This is a genomic window from Allobaculum sp. Allo2, assembly GCF_022701175.1.
In the GTDB taxonomy this organism is placed as follows: Bacteria; Bacillota_I; Bacilli_A; order Erysipelotrichales; family Erysipelotrichaceae; genus Allobaculum; species Allobaculum fili.
In genome coordinates this window covers 948420-965422 of the sequence record NZ_CP078088.1, presented here as the reverse complement: position 1 = coordinate 965422, position 17003 = coordinate 948420, and the positions used below count along the sequence as shown (strand labels likewise).

The 17003-nt window shown below is 48.4% G+C and carries 19 protein-coding genes and 1 pseudogene; 10 read left to right on the top strand and 10 right to left on the bottom strand.

What is annotated here, in order from left to right; genetic code table 11:
• Window positions 1-566, bottom strand: a pseudogene (locus KWG61_RS05560) (GNAT family N-acetyltransferase).
• Window positions 567-1032: 466 nt separating this feature from the next.
• On the opposite strand from KWG61_RS05560, the gene KWG61_RS05555 reads away from it, so the two are divergent.
• From KWG61_RS05555 to KWG61_RS05515, 10 genes are all read left to right on the top strand, one after another.
• Entirely contained in the window at window positions 1033-1665 is a 633-nt protein-coding gene (locus KWG61_RS05555) for a hypothetical protein (RefSeq protein ID WP_242745202.1), read from the top strand.
• A complete protein-coding gene (locus KWG61_RS05550; protein ID WP_242745201.1) occupies window positions 1598-3658 on the top strand; it encodes a hypothetical protein in 2061 nt (686 codons plus the stop codon). The genes KWG61_RS05555 and KWG61_RS05550 overlap by 68 nt, the downstream gene beginning before the upstream one ends.
• Entirely contained in the window at window positions 3598-4053 is a 456-nt protein-coding gene (locus KWG61_RS05545; protein WP_242745200.1) for a hypothetical protein, read from the top strand. The genes KWG61_RS05550 and KWG61_RS05545 overlap by 61 nt, the downstream gene beginning before the upstream one ends.
• Window positions 4050-4352, top strand: coding sequence for a hypothetical protein (locus KWG61_RS05540; RefSeq protein ID WP_242745199.1), 303 nt, complete (start codon window positions 4050-4052; stop codon window positions 4350-4352). The genes KWG61_RS05545 and KWG61_RS05540 overlap by 4 nt, the downstream gene beginning before the upstream one ends.
• A gap of 62 nt (window positions 4353-4414) precedes the next feature.
• Window positions 4415-4675 carry a hypothetical protein gene (locus KWG61_RS05535; RefSeq protein ID WP_242745198.1) on the top strand — a complete coding sequence of 87 codons (261 nt, stop codon included), beginning with the start codon at window positions 4415-4417 and terminating at the stop codon, window positions 4673-4675.
• Window positions 4663-4869, top strand: a complete 207-nt coding sequence (locus KWG61_RS05530) for a hypothetical protein (RefSeq protein WP_242745197.1) — start codon at window positions 4663-4665, stop codon at window positions 4867-4869. The genes KWG61_RS05535 and KWG61_RS05530 overlap by 13 nt, the downstream gene beginning before the upstream one ends.
• A 247-nt stretch (window positions 4870-5116) precedes the next feature.
• Window positions 5117-5503 carry an IS66 family insertion sequence element accessory protein TnpB gene (tnpB, locus tag KWG61_RS05525; protein WP_230268547.1) on the top strand — a complete coding sequence of 129 codons (387 nt, stop codon included), beginning with the start codon at window positions 5117-5119 and terminating at the stop codon, window positions 5501-5503.
• Between the two features lie 92 nt (window positions 5504-5595).
• On the top strand, window positions 5596-6039 hold the full coding sequence (locus tag KWG61_RS05520; RefSeq protein WP_242743428.1) for a hypothetical protein: 444 nt from the start codon (window positions 5596-5598) through the stop codon (window positions 6037-6039).
• Between the two features lie 38 nt (window positions 6040-6077).
• Window positions 6078-6407 (top strand): transposase, encoded by a 330-nt coding sequence (locus KWG61_RS16030; RefSeq protein WP_256460690.1) that lies wholly within the window; start codon window positions 6078-6080, stop codon window positions 6405-6407.
• A 17-nt stretch (window positions 6408-6424) separates the two neighbouring features.
• Window positions 6425-7435, top strand: coding sequence for a transposase (locus tag KWG61_RS05515; RefSeq protein WP_242743364.1), 1011 nt, complete (start codon window positions 6425-6427; stop codon window positions 7433-7435).
• Between the two features lie 228 nt (window positions 7436-7663).
• Here KWG61_RS05515 and KWG61_RS05510 read toward each other — a convergent pair whose 3' ends face one another.
• The 9 genes from KWG61_RS05510 to KWG61_RS05470 all read right to left on the bottom strand — a co-directional run bounded on the left by KWG61_RS05510 (window position 7664) and on the right by KWG61_RS05470 (window position 16712).
• A complete protein-coding gene (locus KWG61_RS05510; protein WP_242745196.1) occupies window positions 7664-8467 on the bottom strand; it encodes an LPXTG cell wall anchor domain-containing protein in 804 nt (267 codons plus the stop codon).
• 8 nt (window positions 8468-8475) lie between these two features.
• The gene (locus KWG61_RS05505; RefSeq protein WP_242745195.1) at window positions 8476-9303 is read right to left on the bottom strand and encodes a hypothetical protein; all 828 of its coding nucleotides are present in this window, start codon (window positions 9301-9303) and stop codon (window positions 8476-8478) included.
• 167 nt (window positions 9304-9470) lie between these two features.
• Window positions 9471-11711, bottom strand: coding sequence for a hypothetical protein (locus tag KWG61_RS05500; protein WP_242745194.1), 2241 nt, complete (start codon window positions 11709-11711; stop codon window positions 9471-9473).
• On the bottom strand, window positions 11708-12154 hold the full coding sequence (locus tag KWG61_RS05495; protein WP_242745193.1) for a hypothetical protein: 447 nt from the start codon (window positions 12152-12154) through the stop codon (window positions 11708-11710). Before KWG61_RS05495 ends, KWG61_RS05500 begins: the two co-directional genes overlap by 4 nt.
• Window positions 12155-12207: 53 nt before the next feature.
• A complete protein-coding gene (locus KWG61_RS05490) occupies window positions 12208-13140 on the bottom strand; it encodes a hypothetical protein (protein WP_242745192.1) in 933 nt (310 codons plus the stop codon).
• A 354-nt stretch (window positions 13141-13494) separates the two neighbouring features.
• Window positions 13495-14178 (bottom strand): hypothetical protein, encoded by a 684-nt coding sequence (locus KWG61_RS05485; protein ID WP_242745191.1) that lies wholly within the window; start codon window positions 14176-14178, stop codon window positions 13495-13497.
• Window positions 14179-14196: 18 nt separating this feature from the next.
• Window positions 14197-15045: a class C sortase gene (locus tag KWG61_RS05480; protein ID WP_230267677.1), complete on the bottom strand. Its 849-nt coding sequence runs from the start codon at window positions 15043-15045 to the stop codon at window positions 14197-14199.
• A gap of 99 nt (window positions 15046-15144) precedes the next feature.
• Window positions 15145-16053: a SpaA isopeptide-forming pilin-related protein gene (locus tag KWG61_RS05475; RefSeq protein WP_242745571.1), complete on the bottom strand. Its 909-nt coding sequence runs from the start codon at window positions 16051-16053 to the stop codon at window positions 15145-15147.
• Complete coding sequence (locus KWG61_RS05470) at window positions 16050-16712, bottom strand: hypothetical protein (RefSeq protein ID WP_242745190.1); 663 nt, start codon at window positions 16710-16712, stop codon at window positions 16050-16052. The genes KWG61_RS05475 and KWG61_RS05470 overlap by 4 nt, the downstream gene beginning before the upstream one ends.
• Window positions 16713-17003: the final 291 nt, after the last annotated feature.

The following is a 17003-nucleotide window of genomic DNA, read 5'->3' as shown; positions in this document are numbered from 1 at the left end:
TCAGTTTTCCAGTTTCTGGGGGTATGGATGCAGTGCCTGCCACTTTTCTCTGGTCAGGGAGAAAACGTGAAGCTTGGTCATGCGCTTAAGGTGCTTGATCAGATATTCTTCTTCGGTTCTTTCCTGCTCAAAGCCAAGACCCTGCTGCAGTTTTCGCGAAGCCAGGTTCCCATGGTAATGGCCGGCCCAGATTTTGGAAAGATCCAGATCGTAAAAAGCGTGATCGAGAAGAGCGGCACAGGCTTCTGTGGCGTAGCCTTTTTCCAGTACGGCTTGCCGATCCAGACGCCGATTTCGCCTTCGTCTTCCCAGTTGGAAAGATCAGAATCGCCGTCGAGCTTGATCGAAACCGAACCGATGATCGTATTGTTTTCGCTGAGCACGATCGCATACGCCTCATCGTTCTGGAGCGAGGAATCAATCACCATGGCGCTGTACTCTGCGGAGGAATGAGGAACCCAGCCGCACTTTTCGCCGATTTCCGGTTCGCTGGCCAGCGCGTAAAGAGCTGCTGCATCGTCCGCCTGCCATGTTCTGAGCGTCAGTCTCTCTGTACGAATTTCCACGGTATACTCCCTCCTTTGTCTGGGCGTATGTCTGCACGTTCTTTTTCTTGTTCATATACCTATTGGAAACCATATTCAATAGCTCTGTAAAAGTTTTAGAAAACCTTAATTCCCCTTTATTCATGGGCGATGTTCATGTTTTTCACCATGTCGATGCAATTTCATTCACCTATGCAGAGTAGACATTTGACGTGGGTTTAAAATGCGGCATTTACGCCTTACGGACGGTTTTACCAATTTTCGCCCGTCTTTTCCGCGTTCGAAACGGCTATCTGCGGGCCAGAACGGACGCAAAACAGGCTAGATTGGTCAGGCGGTTTTCAGGGCGAAAATTTCCATTTTTCACCGGGCGAATCCGCTTTTTTCTTTGGGGCGCAGTTCCCGGATCGTTTATACGTTTTAACAATCCACACAGAGAAAGAAATTGTTTTCAGTCTTTCCTTTTTCATTCTTCTATACTGGATATATGTCTGAAAAAATCAACTTCACATTAAACATGAAAACCATTGCGCCTTTGAATTCGCTCAAAGCTGTTCAGACCATTCACAAGGCGCTGGAAAACGGGGAACCTTCCCTTTACTGGGACGGCCGGAAAATTACGGAGCCGTTCACGCCGACCGGACGGCCGCGTCCCATTGCGGCTTCTCTGTCGGTGAGCGCACCGGATGAAGCCCTGAATCTTGGACCGGTTCTGACCTGGTCTGATCCGAACCGCACCATTCGCTTCCCGCTGTCCAAAACGTCCAGTTCGGATGTTATTGTCTTCTTTTTCTTCGCCCTGCTGGCGACAGCGCTGAACGAGACGTCTTCCCTTCGTTACCTGCAGACGAGCAATGACACCGGAATGCTCCTCTATAAAAACGTACAGCTGGCGGACTTTGAATCTATGCCCTGCATGAAACTGATGGGACCGACTCTGGATCTGGTTTCCACCCTGTCCAAAACGGAAGACGCCCAGGAGCAGCGAGACGATAAGGTCGAGACGCTCTGTCTGAGCACGCGATTATGGACTGAGAAATACGGCTTGAGCAGTGTGCTGGAAGGGTACAACGCGCTTATCGATACGGCTGCCTATCGTCAGGTGGAACAGGTTTTTTGATCTTGGCAAGCAGACGACAGAGCCGGGACAAGGCGCCGAAAACAGAGAAACCATTCTGGCAGATGCCGGCGAAGCCCTGCTGGATCTGCTCGTTTTCGCTCTTCAAAAAGCACTGAACGATGACGAAGACTTTCTGCCTCTTTTCGAAGCGTTCGTGGATGGCGATCCAGACCGGATTCCGGCCCTGCTTCGAGAGAACGCGGAACACTATGAGGAACTGATGGCCAATCCGTTCCGCCATCTGGAATGGAGCTATGTAGAATGGCTCTACAATCAGATTCTTACGGCCCTTTCTCCCGGCTACGTACAGAATTACGCTGAATCCGCCGGTTCGCTGGATCTTTCCTTCGATCCGGACCATCCCGAGACGGAAGCGCTTCGCCTGCGCTGCGTACAGAACGTTCTCCATTTTATGATCCGCTATAATCCGCCGCTCACGGAGGAAATCAGCGCTCTGGTCATGCAGCCGGTGTTTCAGCTGTATCCGGAAGAAGTCGTCTATTCCCTCGAAAATCTGCTGCTGATTTTTGCACCGCTTGGAGAAACGGCTCTGCTCTCCGATGAAGATACGCAATACCTTGACCAGCTGAAAAATGAACCTGGCTATTCCGACTTTCTGACGAATCTCTGTGCGCGCCTGATTTCATCCCTTGAGGACTGCGCTTCGTACGACAGACTGGACCTGCCGGTTCTGTACTATGCCGTCTGTGCCCTGTATAAAGTCTGTCCACCGGATCAGCGTGAGCGGGTCATGGAGCTGTGCAAGGATATTTTCCGTAAAACCTCTTCGGTTCTCGTTCCAGAGCGTCACCCGAATCAGACGCTGCTTCATGCCTTTTACAACTTTGCTCTGATGATCGGATACGCTCTGGAAATGGCAGATGACCTGCAGGAGTTCGCCGATCTGCGCACGGGCATTTCCAAAATTATGCTTTCCTTAGCGGAGAACGAACAGATTCTGTCGCTGGAAGGCATGGACTGCCTGTGCCTGTTTCTCGTGAACAATTCGTGGAAGCCTTCGCAAATTCCCCATGTGGTCTTCACCATTTTTCACACGCTCAATCTGTATCCGACGCTCCATACGGCACTGGCTTTGCATACGGTGGAAACCCTTCTCGATGAGTACACTCTGAATACGCGGGATACGGATTTCGATCCCGTCTTCCGTCTGTATCTCGCGCTTCGTGAATCGTTTACTTATATGGATAACGAAAGTATCTTCGCTTACTTTGACTCCTATTTACACGATGCGCAGCGAGCGACGGAAGAAGGCGCACCGCTTGTGGCCAGCGAACTTTACGATCTGCTGATCGCCTTTATTGACGACTACAACAAGGAGCTCTTTGAACAGCAGCATCCCGACAAAGCCAGTGAATACAATCCAGCCATCGGTCTGGAAATGAAGCGAATCGAGCTTCTCAGCTCCGCTGCCTTCAATTTCCAGCAGGTTTCGCCAGTCGAAGTACCGCGGCTGATTTTGAATATCCTCGCGATTTTAAACCAGTGGAACCCGCAGACTGAACAGGAACTCGGTTTTGCCACGGAAGCCTGCTGCTCTGTATCCCGACTGCTGGGCAGCTGCGCTGCCTATCCGGCATGTTTATACATGGCAAAGCAGGCGTGTGAGCGGGCCAAAGACCATATCCAAAAATTTGGTCTGTCGAGCACGATGCAGAAAATCCGGGAAGAAGCCTGGTATCTCCGTCTCACCGATGCCATTCTCTGCAAAGACAAAACCGCCGCAAAGCAGGCCAGTGAAACGCTGATGGAGCTTCTGGAGGAGGAATCGTCCACCCGACTGGATCCGGATTCCGTGATTTTCCAGCTCCCGGAAGTCCAGAGAGGGCTGCTGTTTAACGCATCCCCTCCTCGATGTACGCCGAGTACCTGTCGATCATTTCCCTTCTGGATCATGCGTATCATGGGGACAATATGTATCCCGATAATGCGGCTTCCCTCGCAAAAGCCTTTATTACAACGCTCAACGGCTTAATCGAGGCCGAAGATTATGACGGGATTGAAGATATTTGTGATGCAACGACAAGTATGAACACATTCTCTGACAGTGACGCGTATATGAGCATGGTGACACTCGCTGCTCGATCCGCTTTTGCGGCCGCACTTAAGGAGGACAGTCCGCTTCGAATGTCCGAAATGATCGGCCGGGAACTCAGCCGTCTCGCGGCTTTTGAAGAGAATTCGGATGTGGTTTCCGAGAATCCGGGTCTGTTTCGCGAAGCCCTGTTTTCTATCGCGGCGCTCCGGTATACCACAGCAAAGGGTTCGTATGCTGCCCCTGTTCCTGAGGCTTATGCGGCCTGCAATAACGAATTGATGATTGCCCAGCTGCTGTGGGGCTCCGCTACAGAAGTTCTCGCAATTTTTTGAGAATCTGGACGGTATCGGATCCAGACTGGACGAACCTGCAGGAAAAGGTGCTGCTCGATGAGGAACTCGCCCCGTATGCGGAAGATATTCTTGAACTTTCCTATCGAATCGGCAGCCTGCTCCCGGGACTGTCCGTCATAACCCGATCCGATTCGGATTCGATAAGACAGGCTCTGCAGCTTGCCGCTCTGGTCGAACAGAGATGTTCCGTTTCGCTTCTCCGCATGCGTGTCTGTCTTCAGCTGAGTATTGCTCTCCAGGAAGCGGCGGCAAAAGGGACAAAACGGCTGAATACTTAAATGTCGAATACTTAAATAAGGTACTCCGTACCCTGGCTTCCACAGTCGGCGAATGGCCGGAAATGAAAAAGGATCCGGAGCTCGAGACGATGGTCAGCACGGTTCTGATCTATATTCAGGCAGGCTATCTGGCAAATCGAATCAGCAAACCGCTTCCTGCTTTGCTTGAGGAAATTAAACCGTACATGAACTCTTCTTATCCAGAGGCTGCCCGACTGGCAAAGAAAACAGGCCTGCTTCTCCGTATTCTGATGATCAGTTCCAGTGATTCCCGTCTTTCCCTGAACCAGATTCAACAGCATCTGAAAAAGTGGATAAACTGATCAAGGATCTGAAAACGCTCGACCCTTATGAGGACCAGATTCTGTTTCTGGATCTGTTTGTCTACGCGTGTCTGTTTACCACAAAACGGCTCCGGATTTCTTATGGAAAGCTCAAAAATCCAGCCGACAGCATCATCCGACAGATGGAAGAGGATCTTCTCACCCTGCGTCCTATCGAAACGCCTGGCATCTGACACCGGTTTCGGTCTGGATTCTGCGCATTCCAGACCCAGAAGAACCATAACCTTGAAAGCTAAGGCTTTACGGCCTTCACCGGCACTTGAGCCTCCCATCGAAAATCCGTCTGCTTTGTCTGCTCTTCTGCTGGCAAAGCAGACTTTTCTGTTGGGCCGCTCGAAACAAACGTAAGCGTCAAATAAAAGACGGGTATTTTCTCGACCGCCTCCTTGGGATAATTCCTTTATTCAAGGAGGCTTTTTCATGGAATCAATCATCCCTGCAATCGATCTCGGTATCGATTTCTCCAAAGTTAAAAACATCTATCTGGCTCAGATGCCTGCTGACCTTCGCAAAGGAATTGACGGTTACGTCTCCCTGGTTCAAGGACCTCTCGCTCTGGATCCGCTGGATGGATCCCTCTTTCTCTTCGTTAATCGACAGAAGAACAAGATCAAAGGTATCCTTCGTGACGGAAATGGATTCTGGCTTGTTTATAAGCGACTCTCCAGATCTTCCCTTCAGTGGCCTGTCAGCACTGACCAGTCCGACTTCATGCGAATTGACTGTTCGCAGCTGGCTTCTCTGCTTTCCGGTCTGTCGATTGTTCCCCAGCCGGCATTTCTGCCACGAACTTATAAGTATGTTTAAACCAATTTAAAAGGATGATTTTCTTGAAGGAATATCAAGATAAATCATCCCATTTACTTTATCTATCGCTCTAAATATGTTAAAATTAATACATGAATGTGCCGAACCCTTACCAGACAATCCGCAACGAGCTCCTCGAAGATCTTCATCATCAGATCAGCACCATGACGGAAGAAGAGAAAGACAAATTTATTGAGGATATGTACCTGGATCTCTATTTCGCTAAAGAAATCAATAAAGCCGTGAAAAGCGGCCGCTTTGGTCCTTCTACGGAAAAGATGGTTCCCTTGAAACTGGATTACTCTGAAAACGAGGACGGCGGCCCAGATATCAATATTCTGAATAAACAGCTGGCTCAGCTTGATCTGAAAGCCGATGTTTGTTTTAACCGGGCTGCGAAATATCAGGAAGAGGGAGACCGCTATCGTAAAGAAGCTGAAGATTTAAAGCTCAGTTCTGTTGAAGGAAGCAAGAAAAACCTTCCACCAAGTGCAGAAAGCAGGAAGCGGTCAAAGAAACCACTACCTTCAGTGTAGAAGGGGAAAAGCGCATTTGCCCAGTTTGCGGCTGTGAGATGAAAACTGTTGGAATGAAACGTCACTATAGGATTCATCGGATTCCCGCTCGCTATAGGCTGGAAGAAGTGCTGCGTGAGACAGTCGCGTGCCCAAACAAGTGTACGGATGAAAACGGGAAAGCCATCATCCGCACCGCCGAACCTGACGAGCCTGCACTGATCGACAAGAGTGTCGCAACTTCCTCTATGGTCGCGGGAATTGCCTACGATAAGTTCGTAATGGGAACCCCGGCCTATCGTCAGGAAAAGCACCTGAGTCTCACGGGACTGCCGATCAGCCGTCAGACCATGGGCAACATCCTGGAAAAACTTACGATCTTTATCTGAAGCCCCTCGTAAAACAAATGATTGAGGATCTCCCAAACTGTAACGTCGTCCATATGGATGAGACGGTTTTAAAGTGCACGGAGGTTAAAGATCGAAAACAGTCTTCTATGGTTGTCGCCGTCAGCGGAATCTATGAAGAGAACCAGATGGCTGTCTATAAGTTTTTCCCTTACAAGAAACAGGAGTTCGTAATCGCCCTCCTTGGCGGTTCTTTTCGTCATGCCCTTATGACAGACGGGCTTTATGCATATGCCAACTACTATGGCCCCTGCAGAAAGCTCAACTGTATGGCCCATGCGAGAAGAAAGATCTTCGAAGCCATCAAAGTCCGGTCAGACTTCGCGCAGTATCAGGCAGACGTCCTGAAGTGGGAAAAGACCACACTGGAGAACGACGAAGAGGCCGCAGAAGCGGCAGCCCAGCTGGACGAAACAGAGAGACCCGAACCAAGTCCGGGTCTCCAGATTCTGCTCACAGCCCTGTCTCTGTTCGGGAAGCTCTACCACATCGAATCCCACGTTGCTTCTTACTCGCACGAGGCGAGAACCGAAGTTCGGCAGGAACTTTCAAAGCCCTGCTTTGAAAGACTCACAAGAGTCATGATGGAGATTCAGAGTGGATTCGAGGAAAGAAGCACCGCCTACAGAGCAGCCAAGTACTTCATGGATCGAGCGAACTCGTTGGGAAGGTACCTGGAAGACGGTGATTATCCGATCGACAATAATGTGGCAGAAAGAGCCGTAAAGCCATTCGTGATCAATCGCAAAAACTTCCAGACTACGAAGAGTATCAAAGGTGCGGAAGTCGTCGCAGCGTTTATGACTTTGTTTCGATCGGCTGAAATGAACGACTTAAATCCAGAGCGCTACATGGAGTACGTTCTGGATGAACTCAAATGGTTCAAAGACGATGAAATCGCGGTAGATGTATTGAAGTCACTTCTGCCGTATTCAAAGGATTTACCTGAATATCTTCGAATTGGATACCGTGGACCGGATCCGAAGTATGAAGAAAACGATGAAGAATAAAAAATACGCCAAGCGGGATCTCGAAAGGGATCCCGTTTAGCGTATCTAATATTCAGTCTCGCGTATACCCGTCGATTGTTTGACACTTACAAACAAACGGAGAATTTTCAAACTGTTCACCGACTCCGTATAAAAATCGCCCCGGATCGAAGGATATTGCCGATCCGGGGCGATTGATTTTGAATACGGTGTTTCTTAAGTCTGCTTTTGGATTTGTGATTTGGAATTTTAATCCTTGCGGCGAAGAAGCAGCACAAGACAGGCTGCACTCAGAACCAGTGCACTTCCGCCTGCATAGAAGATAGACGTACCAACACCGCCAGTCTCTGGAAGTTCGTAAATCGGATGGTTCTGCACTTCAAAGATCACATTGCGATCCGTCTCGGACGCATTGGAATACGTGACCCCATTGCCGTTTGCCGGATAGATGACTTCGAAAAGCTGGTCGTTTGCCGAAGAAGTCCAGTATTTAGGGCAGGGCTTGCCATCTTCGCCGAGCTCATACACGTAATACGGATCGTTCCGGATTTCCAGATTGTCGATCACCGCATCCGCTGTCTTTTCCGTCGAGTCGGAAGCATCCTGCGGTGTGACCGTAATGGTCACTTTCTTAAGCGGCTGCTGTGATGCATCGTTCGGATCGGATTCTCGGTCATAAACGCCAAAGGTATAGTTTCCTGGCAGAAGACCGGCTTCAGAGAACGATTTGCGAATCGTGATTGAGAAGACAGGTTTCTTGTTTGTGAAAGTCAGATAAAGAATCTTATCCGGACTCAGTTCGGAAATGTTCACCCTCCCTTCTCTCGGGCGCTCGTTTTCCGCCGGGAAATGCTGTAAATCCTTATAAATATAGAAGTATTGAGGATCTTCGATCGAATTCGGATCGTATCCGGCCGGTACGCTCGTTTCTTCCACTTTGTACCAGATATTCGGCTCCAGTTTATTTCCATGCGCTTCGTTTGCGATAATCTGCCCGTTCGAATCCGTAGTGGCAGTGAAAGAATAACTGTTATTTTCATTCGCTTTAAACACCCCATTCGTCACCGTTCCCGCAGTGAATGAAAACGTTGCTCCGGCAAGGCCCTGCGTGGCATTGTTGGCGTCGACTTTTTCAGGGTTACTTTCGGGGTGATGTTCACGCTCGATGAAGTACCGCCAATCGTATTGGTGGCCCACTTGGTAAACGTAGAAGATGGTGCGTCTTTTCCATAGCCCAGCCACGTGCAGCTGTTACTGATGGAGAATGAATTTTCTCCAGGCGGAACCTGAAGAGAAGCGGAATACGTAATGTGAATTCGTTTCTGATCCGGAAGGTTACGAATGATGACAGTTCCTTCTTCTTTACGGAATTCAACCGTAAAGTCGGTATACGCTGCTCCATCTGCTGTGACCTGAATCGTATCTGGAATGATTTCAATGACATCCGGATCATACGTATCCTGCAGATCGATGGTATCTGCACTCTCAATCAGATCCAGTCGATTTTCATTGAGATCAATCGAGTATTCAATCGTCGATTTCCCGGAAAGTGCAGTTGTATCGTCGACCAGCGTTGCGGAATCTTTCGAAATTGGATTGGACAGTTTCGTATTTTTCGTCTCTTCGTCGACTCCAATTCGGTTCTGGTCATGATACAGGTCAACATGGTTCACCACGGAAATTCGAGAATCCGATGCGATCGCTTCATCCCAGTCCACATTCAGCTTGGAAATCAAATGGATGGTGAAAGCCTGGCGAGGACTAACGTTGCTGACAATAATCGTTACCTTCTGCCCTTCAACGGTAATGCTGTCGATGGTCGGCTGATTTTCGCCAGTATTCGCCAGGAAGGCTCCTACGAAACTTGCATTATCAGAAATCGTATCCACAATTTTGAACGTTCCAGAGTAAGGGGTATTCGAATTTGTATCACCGCCCTGTCTGTTTACAAGAAGGGTCCAGTCATCGTAAATTTCATGATTCGACAGTTCGCCGTCCGCAATCTTTTCATCCAGAATCGGCTTGAGATTTGTATTGAATAGAGAAAGAACACTGTTCAGATTTGAATCATCCAGCTTTTAAACTCGCCGTTCTGATACGCGAACCGGCTTCCGGCACTTTTATGGATGCTGTAGTACGAACGGAAACCATATTGCGCATCCGCCAGCTTTTTCGTTTCATTTCCCTGAATGGCTGAAAAACCATTTCCAGTGGATATATTGGCCTGATTGCGTTTCCAGATCAGATCCTGCTCCCCTCCGTTGAACGAATTTTCATCAGGCGTGGACTGGAGCAGAATATACAGCTTCTGCTTATCTCCATTTTCATCGATTAAAGAATAGTTCTCTTTAAACCGGATGTTTACGGTTCGATTATCGGAAGCATACGTCACTGTATACAGATCTTCATCAATCCGGCTTGTCTGGCTGTTAAAGGCAGTTAAAAAATCCTGATACGTATAAGAAGGCAAGCTGCCTGCTGGATAGCTCGTCGAGGTATGACTGACATCTCCCTCGATATTCTGGGTGCCGTCAAACGCGAATTCAAGGGTTCCTCTGTACAGACCAATCACGGATTCTCCTGGTACGTAATGGGTGAAGTACTCGCCCGACAAATTCGTCTGATTGGTAAGGGTATCCGAAAGGGTTGATTCTTTGCTGATCGTCGATCCGCTGACCTCAACCAGCCAGATTTGTCGACCGGCTTTCCATGTACCATTGGCCTCATGATCTTCCTGCGTGCTGAGATAAGAGACGCCGCGTTTTACCGCGCTCAGTTCTTCACTTGTAACGATCAGATGGGAAACGTGAATGTGCTGCTCCACAGGGACTACACTGTCTCCAATGCCTACGCCGACGGAACCATTCAGTTCGTTTGTAAGCATCAGGTTATCCGCACCGTCTTTCGCGCGAACATAGTAAATCAGTTCGTAGCTGAGTGCGTGTTCCGGTGTGTGTGCCCCTTTTATCTCATCCACTGAAGCCTTGTATTTGGAAAGATCAAACTGAAAACTCTGCTGGTCGTCCGGCAGTTTGAACCAGATCGTCCCCATCGCTTCTTTTCCAGGATCCTGTCGGCCGTCATAAACTTTCAGAGCTGCATAGCCTGTAAAGCTGAACTGATCGGAAATGGTTCCGCTGACGGAAAGCTCGTCGGTCAGAGCAGCCGATCCTACATTTGCCTTTCCATCTTCGTTGATTTTGATGGAGTACTGTACGGAGTGGATGGGAACTGTGAATTCAGTGACATTCGTCTTCTGACCCGCTGCATCGTAAACATCGCCGGTCATGGTCATCGGCGTGTTTTCTGTCAGCATTTCGCCCTTGGCTTTGGTTACAATCTCAGATTTCTGAATGTTCTGAGAAACGGTTCCCGAATGCGGTCCTGAGCTGCTGTACGTGTCGCCTGTATACGCCAGGTTGGTATACGTCATCTGTTCCTTATTCTCTGTGGCCATTTTCACCATCAGTTCCCGGTCAATCCGGATTTGGCATTTAATGTAGTAACGCTGGCCCCTCGACATGGTTTCAGGTGCTGGGATCCGGTATTCGCGAATTGTTCCATTATCCTGGTCTGTAAAAGTTACTTCATTTATAGGAATAGAGGTGTAATTCTGGTCATCGGATGAAGACTGGCAGTCCACCATGGAGACATAGGACAAGTAGCCAGGCTGCACCACATGGTCCACCTGAAAGTTCATGTAGTCGGTGACAACGCCGACAGGCCAGTCATCCATGTTGTATTCGCCGGCAATGACGCTGAGTTTGTAGGTCAGGTAGAGGTTCCCGTCGTCATCCGTCCTTGTTTCCTGTCCAAGATTGGATTTCCCAACGGTAAGCGTGCTTTGAAGCCGGTCATCTTCCCAGTCATAGCCTCTGCCATCGCTCGTACCAAATCGAATGCGTGAATCGTTTCGAATGTCCTGTACACCATGATTTAGCGCGTTTTTCGAATATTTGGCGGTATAAGTCAGTCTGTACTGCGTATTGGGCTGCAGCGTTCCTAGATAAAACCCTGCACGCGGCGCCGGTGCGCCTTCTACCGTATGCGTTACAGTTTCTTTTGGATTCGTTACGGGGTGATACGTAAGTTCAAGCGGGTCACTGGAGCCATTCCGGCTCAGAACGCAGCTGTACTGATCCTGTGGAATCTCCGTCGCGGTTCCATCCCTTGCAACGGAGAAAAACTGAATATTTTCATAAGGGGTAAAACCTTCTTTAAATTTCTGGCTCCATGAGCTGTAGTTGGGCCACCAGTCATCGACGATTGCATCGGGAGCAATCTGATCATCCGTCACAAAGCTGATCTGATAATGAATGATTGTGTTGCCCTCTTCGTCATAGGAATAGTTCTCGTGATTGCCGCCTTCTGGATTTTTGCTTTTTTGAAATCGTGGACGGTCACATCGTTGTAGCTGGACAAGGTATCAAACTTAAAGGTGTAGTTTTTATCTCCAATCTGGTATTCCTGATTCGGGTTTTCCCAGATTTCTTCTCGATTGGCTAAAAGCGAATATTCGAATTGACCTGTTTTAATATCATTTTCTTCCAGTTCCAGATAGTTGCTGTAATCGATATGGAGATGATCTTCTGTTGGACAGGCATGAAGTCTTCCCAGTTCGATTGTCTTCGTTGATCCATCTTCTCTTTCGAAGGTGTGCATGAGAGGCGTTCCCTCTGCTGCCATATTGGAATGGAGGAAAGCAGGAATCGAATAATAGAATGAATGATTGTTGTCCACGATGGTTGTGTATTTCAGATTTTCATAATTCACGACCATTTTGAACTCGACGTTCATCTTGTACGTAATGTCATTTTCCGTGTTATCGTCATCCGGCTCAATTTCTGTCCATTCGGTCGGGGTGTTTCCTGAATTCTGAGGATAGCGATAATAAATCTTCGCTGCAGTCGGATGTTCGTTATATCCCTCGTCGCCGAGATTTCCTTCCGGATTCGATTCTGGAAATTTGGCTGCAGGACAGGACTCTGCTGTTTCGTCAGCCTGCGGTGAAATTTGAGCAGGTGTGTAAGAGAGGACCTGATTTGCGGCAGCCGGATTTGCGTTCTCCGCTTTTTTGACGCTGCGCTTTCTTCCGTGGAAGCATCTGTTGAAGCTGCTTCAGCGGGATCGGCATCTAAAAGAACACGAACCGTTCCATAGACATGTTCATTGGCTACCGATTTGGAAACGATCTCTCCCTCATCGGCTTCCACAACATCCAGCGCTTCTTCATTTCCTTTAATGACAACCGCGCCTTTCAGTTTTCCCTCATCTTCGACAAAGGCGAGATCGCCTTCCGATGCCTGGTCAGCCGAACGCAGCAGGCCGCCCTCAAGAAGAGGATCCATCCAATCCTTGACGGACTGACTGGCAAAGCTGCTCATATCTGCTCCGGCATAGCTGTAGACAAAACGAAGGAAGCTTTCCTGAAGGTTTGTCGTATACGGATTTCCTTCCCAGGCTCCATATCGGGAATATGGTGCTTCACTGCCGTCTTCAAGAACCTGAAAGTTAGATGAACTTACATGTGAGCCAACTTGCGAAAGAGCGATTGCTGCCGCTTTGCCAGAAGAAGACGGCTCAGCCATTACATCCGCAAAAGCCGCTGTCCAGACGGATTCATCTTCCACATCCGCCTCGAGGTTGGCTTCGCATTGTCGTGTATGTTCGTGTTCAATCCGGGTGCAGTTCTCCTCGCAGGTATCGCTGTGTACATGTTTTTCCATACCGCAGTAGTACTGAGGTCTTGCCAGGGCTGTTGCAGGCAGAATCAGCGTATAGGCAGTCGCAAAAAGAGTCAGTATGGAAAGGACTCGGATTAAAATCGGATGTTTTTTCTGAAAGAATCTTTTCATTCCAGACATACGCTTCCTCCATTTCTTAATTGCTTCAAAACCGTGAATCGGATTTCCCTGCAGAAAGCCTGACGGCGTGGAAAACCCGCTCGTCGGCTGAAGGATCTCCGGTTCATTTTTATGCGTAGTTCTTATTTCGCGTTTATTTCGATGTTTCTTTTCGCTTCAGGAAATACAGACCGATCAGCAGAAGACCGGAAAGAATAAACAGGCTTTCAAAAAGCGTCATTCCGGTCTGCGCTCCTGTTGGCGGCGTTTTTTCGGTCTGGGTGCGCTGTTTGAGCTGCTGATGGAATTGCTGGTCGATTTACTGGATGAATGCGATGAATCGTCTGAGTTTGAAGAGCTCATGCTCGATGAAGTTGAACTCGAAGAAGATTCGGAAGAAGACGAATCCGAGGACGATGTAGAACTGTCAATCTCAATATCCGTATTCATTTTCGGCAGGGCGATTACATCGTAGGTATAGGTCTGTTCTTCTTCATCGAAATTTGGAACCGAAATTAAAAACGAACGGATGGGCTTGTAGCCAGGAGACGCTTCGTTCTGCATTACGAGATACAGACCTAACGGACACTCGCCAAAGCTGGCGATGCCGTTACGATCCACAGTCTGTGTGGTTCCCTCGATCTTGTGTTTCTTTACGAAATCTTCCAGATATTCAATGACCGCTTCTCTTTGCGGGTTGGAAAGATCCGCATTCGTTTCGGCAAACGTTTCATTCAGTTGAAATTTTGGATTGGTTTCTTCGTCGAGAACGATATCCGCCACCGGAATGATCGTCATGGAACCGCCGGAGATTGGCGTTCCATCGGCTTTGTGAATCGTCATCTGCAGAGAACCTGTTCGACTCAGATCAATTTCTTCTGCGGCTCGAACTGTCATCGGCACCATCAGCATGAGAGTCAAAACAATTCCAAACAGTTTTTAAATCGAGTCATCGGCTTCTCCTTTCTTCGACTTTGGCTTTCTTGTCTTTATAAGCATCACGATGAGCAGGACCCCGAGAATAATGGCGCCGATCCAGAGGGCGACGATTTTCTCGTCGATCATTCCCGCTTCCTGATCCAGTGACCACTCCTCAACGTTTTCCGTACGCAGACCCGTGATTAAAATGCGGTGCGTGTTGATTCCATACGGAGTGCAGGTAACCAGAGTGACCTGGTCTTTCGTCGGATCGATCGTCAGCTGATCGAGTTCAGCCGGCAAAACGATTCGAATCGAGTCCACCGCGTACGTCAGTTTTTCGCCTAGAACGTTTAAAACGAAAAGGTCTCCTTCTTCCAGCTGATCCAGATCTGTGAACAGCTTTGCGGAAGGAAGGCCTCTATGCCCTGTAATGACCGCATGCGTTCCCGTTCCGCCAACCGGAAGAGACGAACCTTCCAGATGACCGGCTCCTGCAGCCAGGACGTCTTCGGAAGTTCCGTGGTAAATCGGAAGATTCACCTTGATTCGCGGGATCGAAATCGAACCCATGACCGTTGAATCCCCGATTTTTAACAGTTCGCCGTACTGCGCATGCTGTTCTGGGGTTGGATGATAGCGGTCTGCTCTTGTTAAAAGATCCGTATTATAGGCATTGGCCTGTTCGCGCATGGCTTTCAAATCTTCTTCATCTGTTTCCACAACCGCCTGCTCATAATGGGCAATGGAATGCGATCCAAGCGTGGTGTTCCACCAGTTTGAAAAACTTGGATAGGCCAGAAGACCAAGCCCGGCGATGAGAATGACAAGAATCAGAATTGTTCTTAGATGTTTCCTTAAAAACTTCAAACCCGTCTCCTCCTCTTTTCTGGAGAGTCTGGAAAACCTGGAAAATCACTCTTCCAGGCTTTCCAGACTCAGGAAGTCAGACTCCCTGAATCCTGTGGGTTATTGAAGATTAGTCTTCTTCTTTTTTGCTTTCTTGCCTGCAGCCAGTGCGATTACTGCGCCAGCAGCAAGAATTCCGCCAGCTGCATAGAACAGAGTCGTACCCATGCCGCCGGTTTCAGGCAGGTTGGAGATTTTGGAGTCAACTACCGTAGCACCTTCGTGGTTCTCGCCTGATAAAGTTACTGTCGCTGCAGCTCCGCCGTCATCTTCTTTATGGCTGGCTGTGATTGTAATCGTCGTATCAGCAGCCAGCTTATAACCTTCCGGAGCTTTCGTTTCGACAAGGGTGTATGTTCCTGCATCCAGACCAGTCAGTACGAACGTTCCATCTTCACCAGATGTGAGCTTCGTTGTGTCGTCCTGCGCTGTCGACCAGCCGCTAAAAATGCCGTTAGTGAATGCAGCAAACCGATCGCCTTTCTTAAGAACGAACTCGGCTCCCTGAAGGGTGTTTCCCATGTTATCTGTCTTCGTGTTGGTCAGTTTATACGTGAAGACATATACATAGTCCTCTTTGGTCTGTCCTGTTCCTTCCCCATTCGGATTGTTGGAGTACTCCAGATAAACCTTGTTGTTGTTATAGAGCCCAGAAACGCCACTTTCAGCAACCATAGCGTGCGCATTCAGTTTGGCATTGTAGGTAACAACAACGCTGATTGCGTCATTCTCCTGAATTTCCGCAGGCAAATGAGCTTTCAGGTTATCGATAGTTACTGTCAGATTCTGGCCATCCTTTGCAGTAGTTGTTGGTACTTCAATTGCAGTAGTATTGTCGCCAACGAACATCTCTGCAGTCAGATTGCCTTCACTGACATAGTCAATTCCAGCACTCAGCGTGTCATGGAATACCAGCTTATAAGAATCGTAGTTTTTGATGTCCGCATACTGTGCAACTGTAGCAGTCAGTCTGAACTGGAAGGTGTCGCCAATTTCATGGTCAGCCGTTTCCCCCAGCCTGCTGTATTGCTCTCATCATGATTGTCGTTGTCGCTAACTTCTTTATCGACGGTTGGTTTCGCGTTTTTCGGTGTAATTACTACATCAGTATTGGCGACCTGGAGAATGCTCAAACCAATAACGTCATCGGCAGATGAATCAACCGCTGTTGTATCTTTGATCAGATAGTAGCCAGGTGTGAGGTCAGTTGTGTTGGATGTAATTGCTTTTCCATTCTCGGTCAGAATTGGATGCAGTAATTTAGCAAGTGCCAGGCTTTGTTCTGCATTAAGACCATCAATTGCGTTAGCCACAGCCGCAGCATTCGGGTTGTCTCCGAGTGCTGTAATTTTGTCTGCCGAAAGCGGGCTATCGTCTCCTTTTAATGCAGCAATAATTGCAGCTTGCTCTGTTGTATCAGCGCTGGTTCCCCACTCGATGTCCACAAGTTTGTCGCCTTCCAGCTTACCGGTAAAAATCTGATAAGCCGTAAAAGCATGTCCCTCTGCAAAATTGGAGACAGTTACTGTCGTTGCTGAGATCGGCATCGCATTCATCATCGGCGCTGCAGTTCCGAGCATTGTCGAAAGGGCAATCGCGGATGAAATTAAAAATTTTCTGGATTTCATTGTTTTTCCTTTCTGTTGTCTTTTTCTCTTTTGGGCTGTTCGAATTCAACTCCTGACGATTCAGATCTCCTGCAGTAAAGGAAGGTAAACGTCCGGGATAAATCAAGGAATGATGTTGGATCGAATTGATTCAGCCTTTCCTGTTTTGATACGGGTAAAACCTTCTTTTGTCTGCGTATCCCTTCTTTCTGGCTTGCTTAAGCCATTTTGTATGAATAAGGCGACTCTGCCTTCCCTGGCAAGAGACCTTTACTGCCTATACGAATTGATGTGAATCGGATCCATATTCGG

Excerpts from the sequence above, each read along its gene's own strand:
- KWG61_RS05520 (WP_242743428.1), top strand. The coding sequence starts at position 5,596 with ATGAATGTGCCGAACCCTTACCAGACAATCCGCAACGAGCTCCTCGAA.
- KWG61_RS05470 (WP_242745190.1), bottom strand. The coding sequence starts at position 16,712 with ATGAAATCCAGAAAATTTTTAATTTCATCCGCGATTGCCCTTTCGACA.
- KWG61_RS16030 (WP_256460690.1), top strand. The coding sequence starts at position 6,078 with ATGAAAACTGTTGGAATGAAACGTCACTATAGGATTCATCGGATTCCC.
- KWG61_RS05555 (WP_242745202.1), top strand. The coding sequence starts at position 1,033 with ATGTCTGAAAAAATCAACTTCACATTAAACATGAAAACCATTGCGCCT.
- tnpB (WP_230268547.1), top strand. The coding sequence starts at position 5,117 with ATGGAATCAATCATCCCTGCAATCGATCTCGGTATCGATTTCTCCAAA.
- KWG61_RS05515 (WP_242743364.1), top strand. The coding sequence starts at position 6,425 with ATGATTGAGGATCTCCCAAACTGTAACGTCGTCCATATGGATGAGACG.
- KWG61_RS05545 (WP_242745200.1), top strand. The coding sequence starts at position 3,598 with ATGTATCCCGATAATGCGGCTTCCCTCGCAAAAGCCTTTATTACAACG.
- KWG61_RS05490 (WP_242745192.1), bottom strand. The coding sequence starts at position 13,140 with ATGGAAAAACATGTACACAGCGATACCTGCGAGGAGAACTGCACCCGG.
- KWG61_RS05535 (WP_242745198.1), top strand. The coding sequence starts at position 4,415 with ATGAAAAAGGATCCGGAGCTCGAGACGATGGTCAGCACGGTTCTGATC.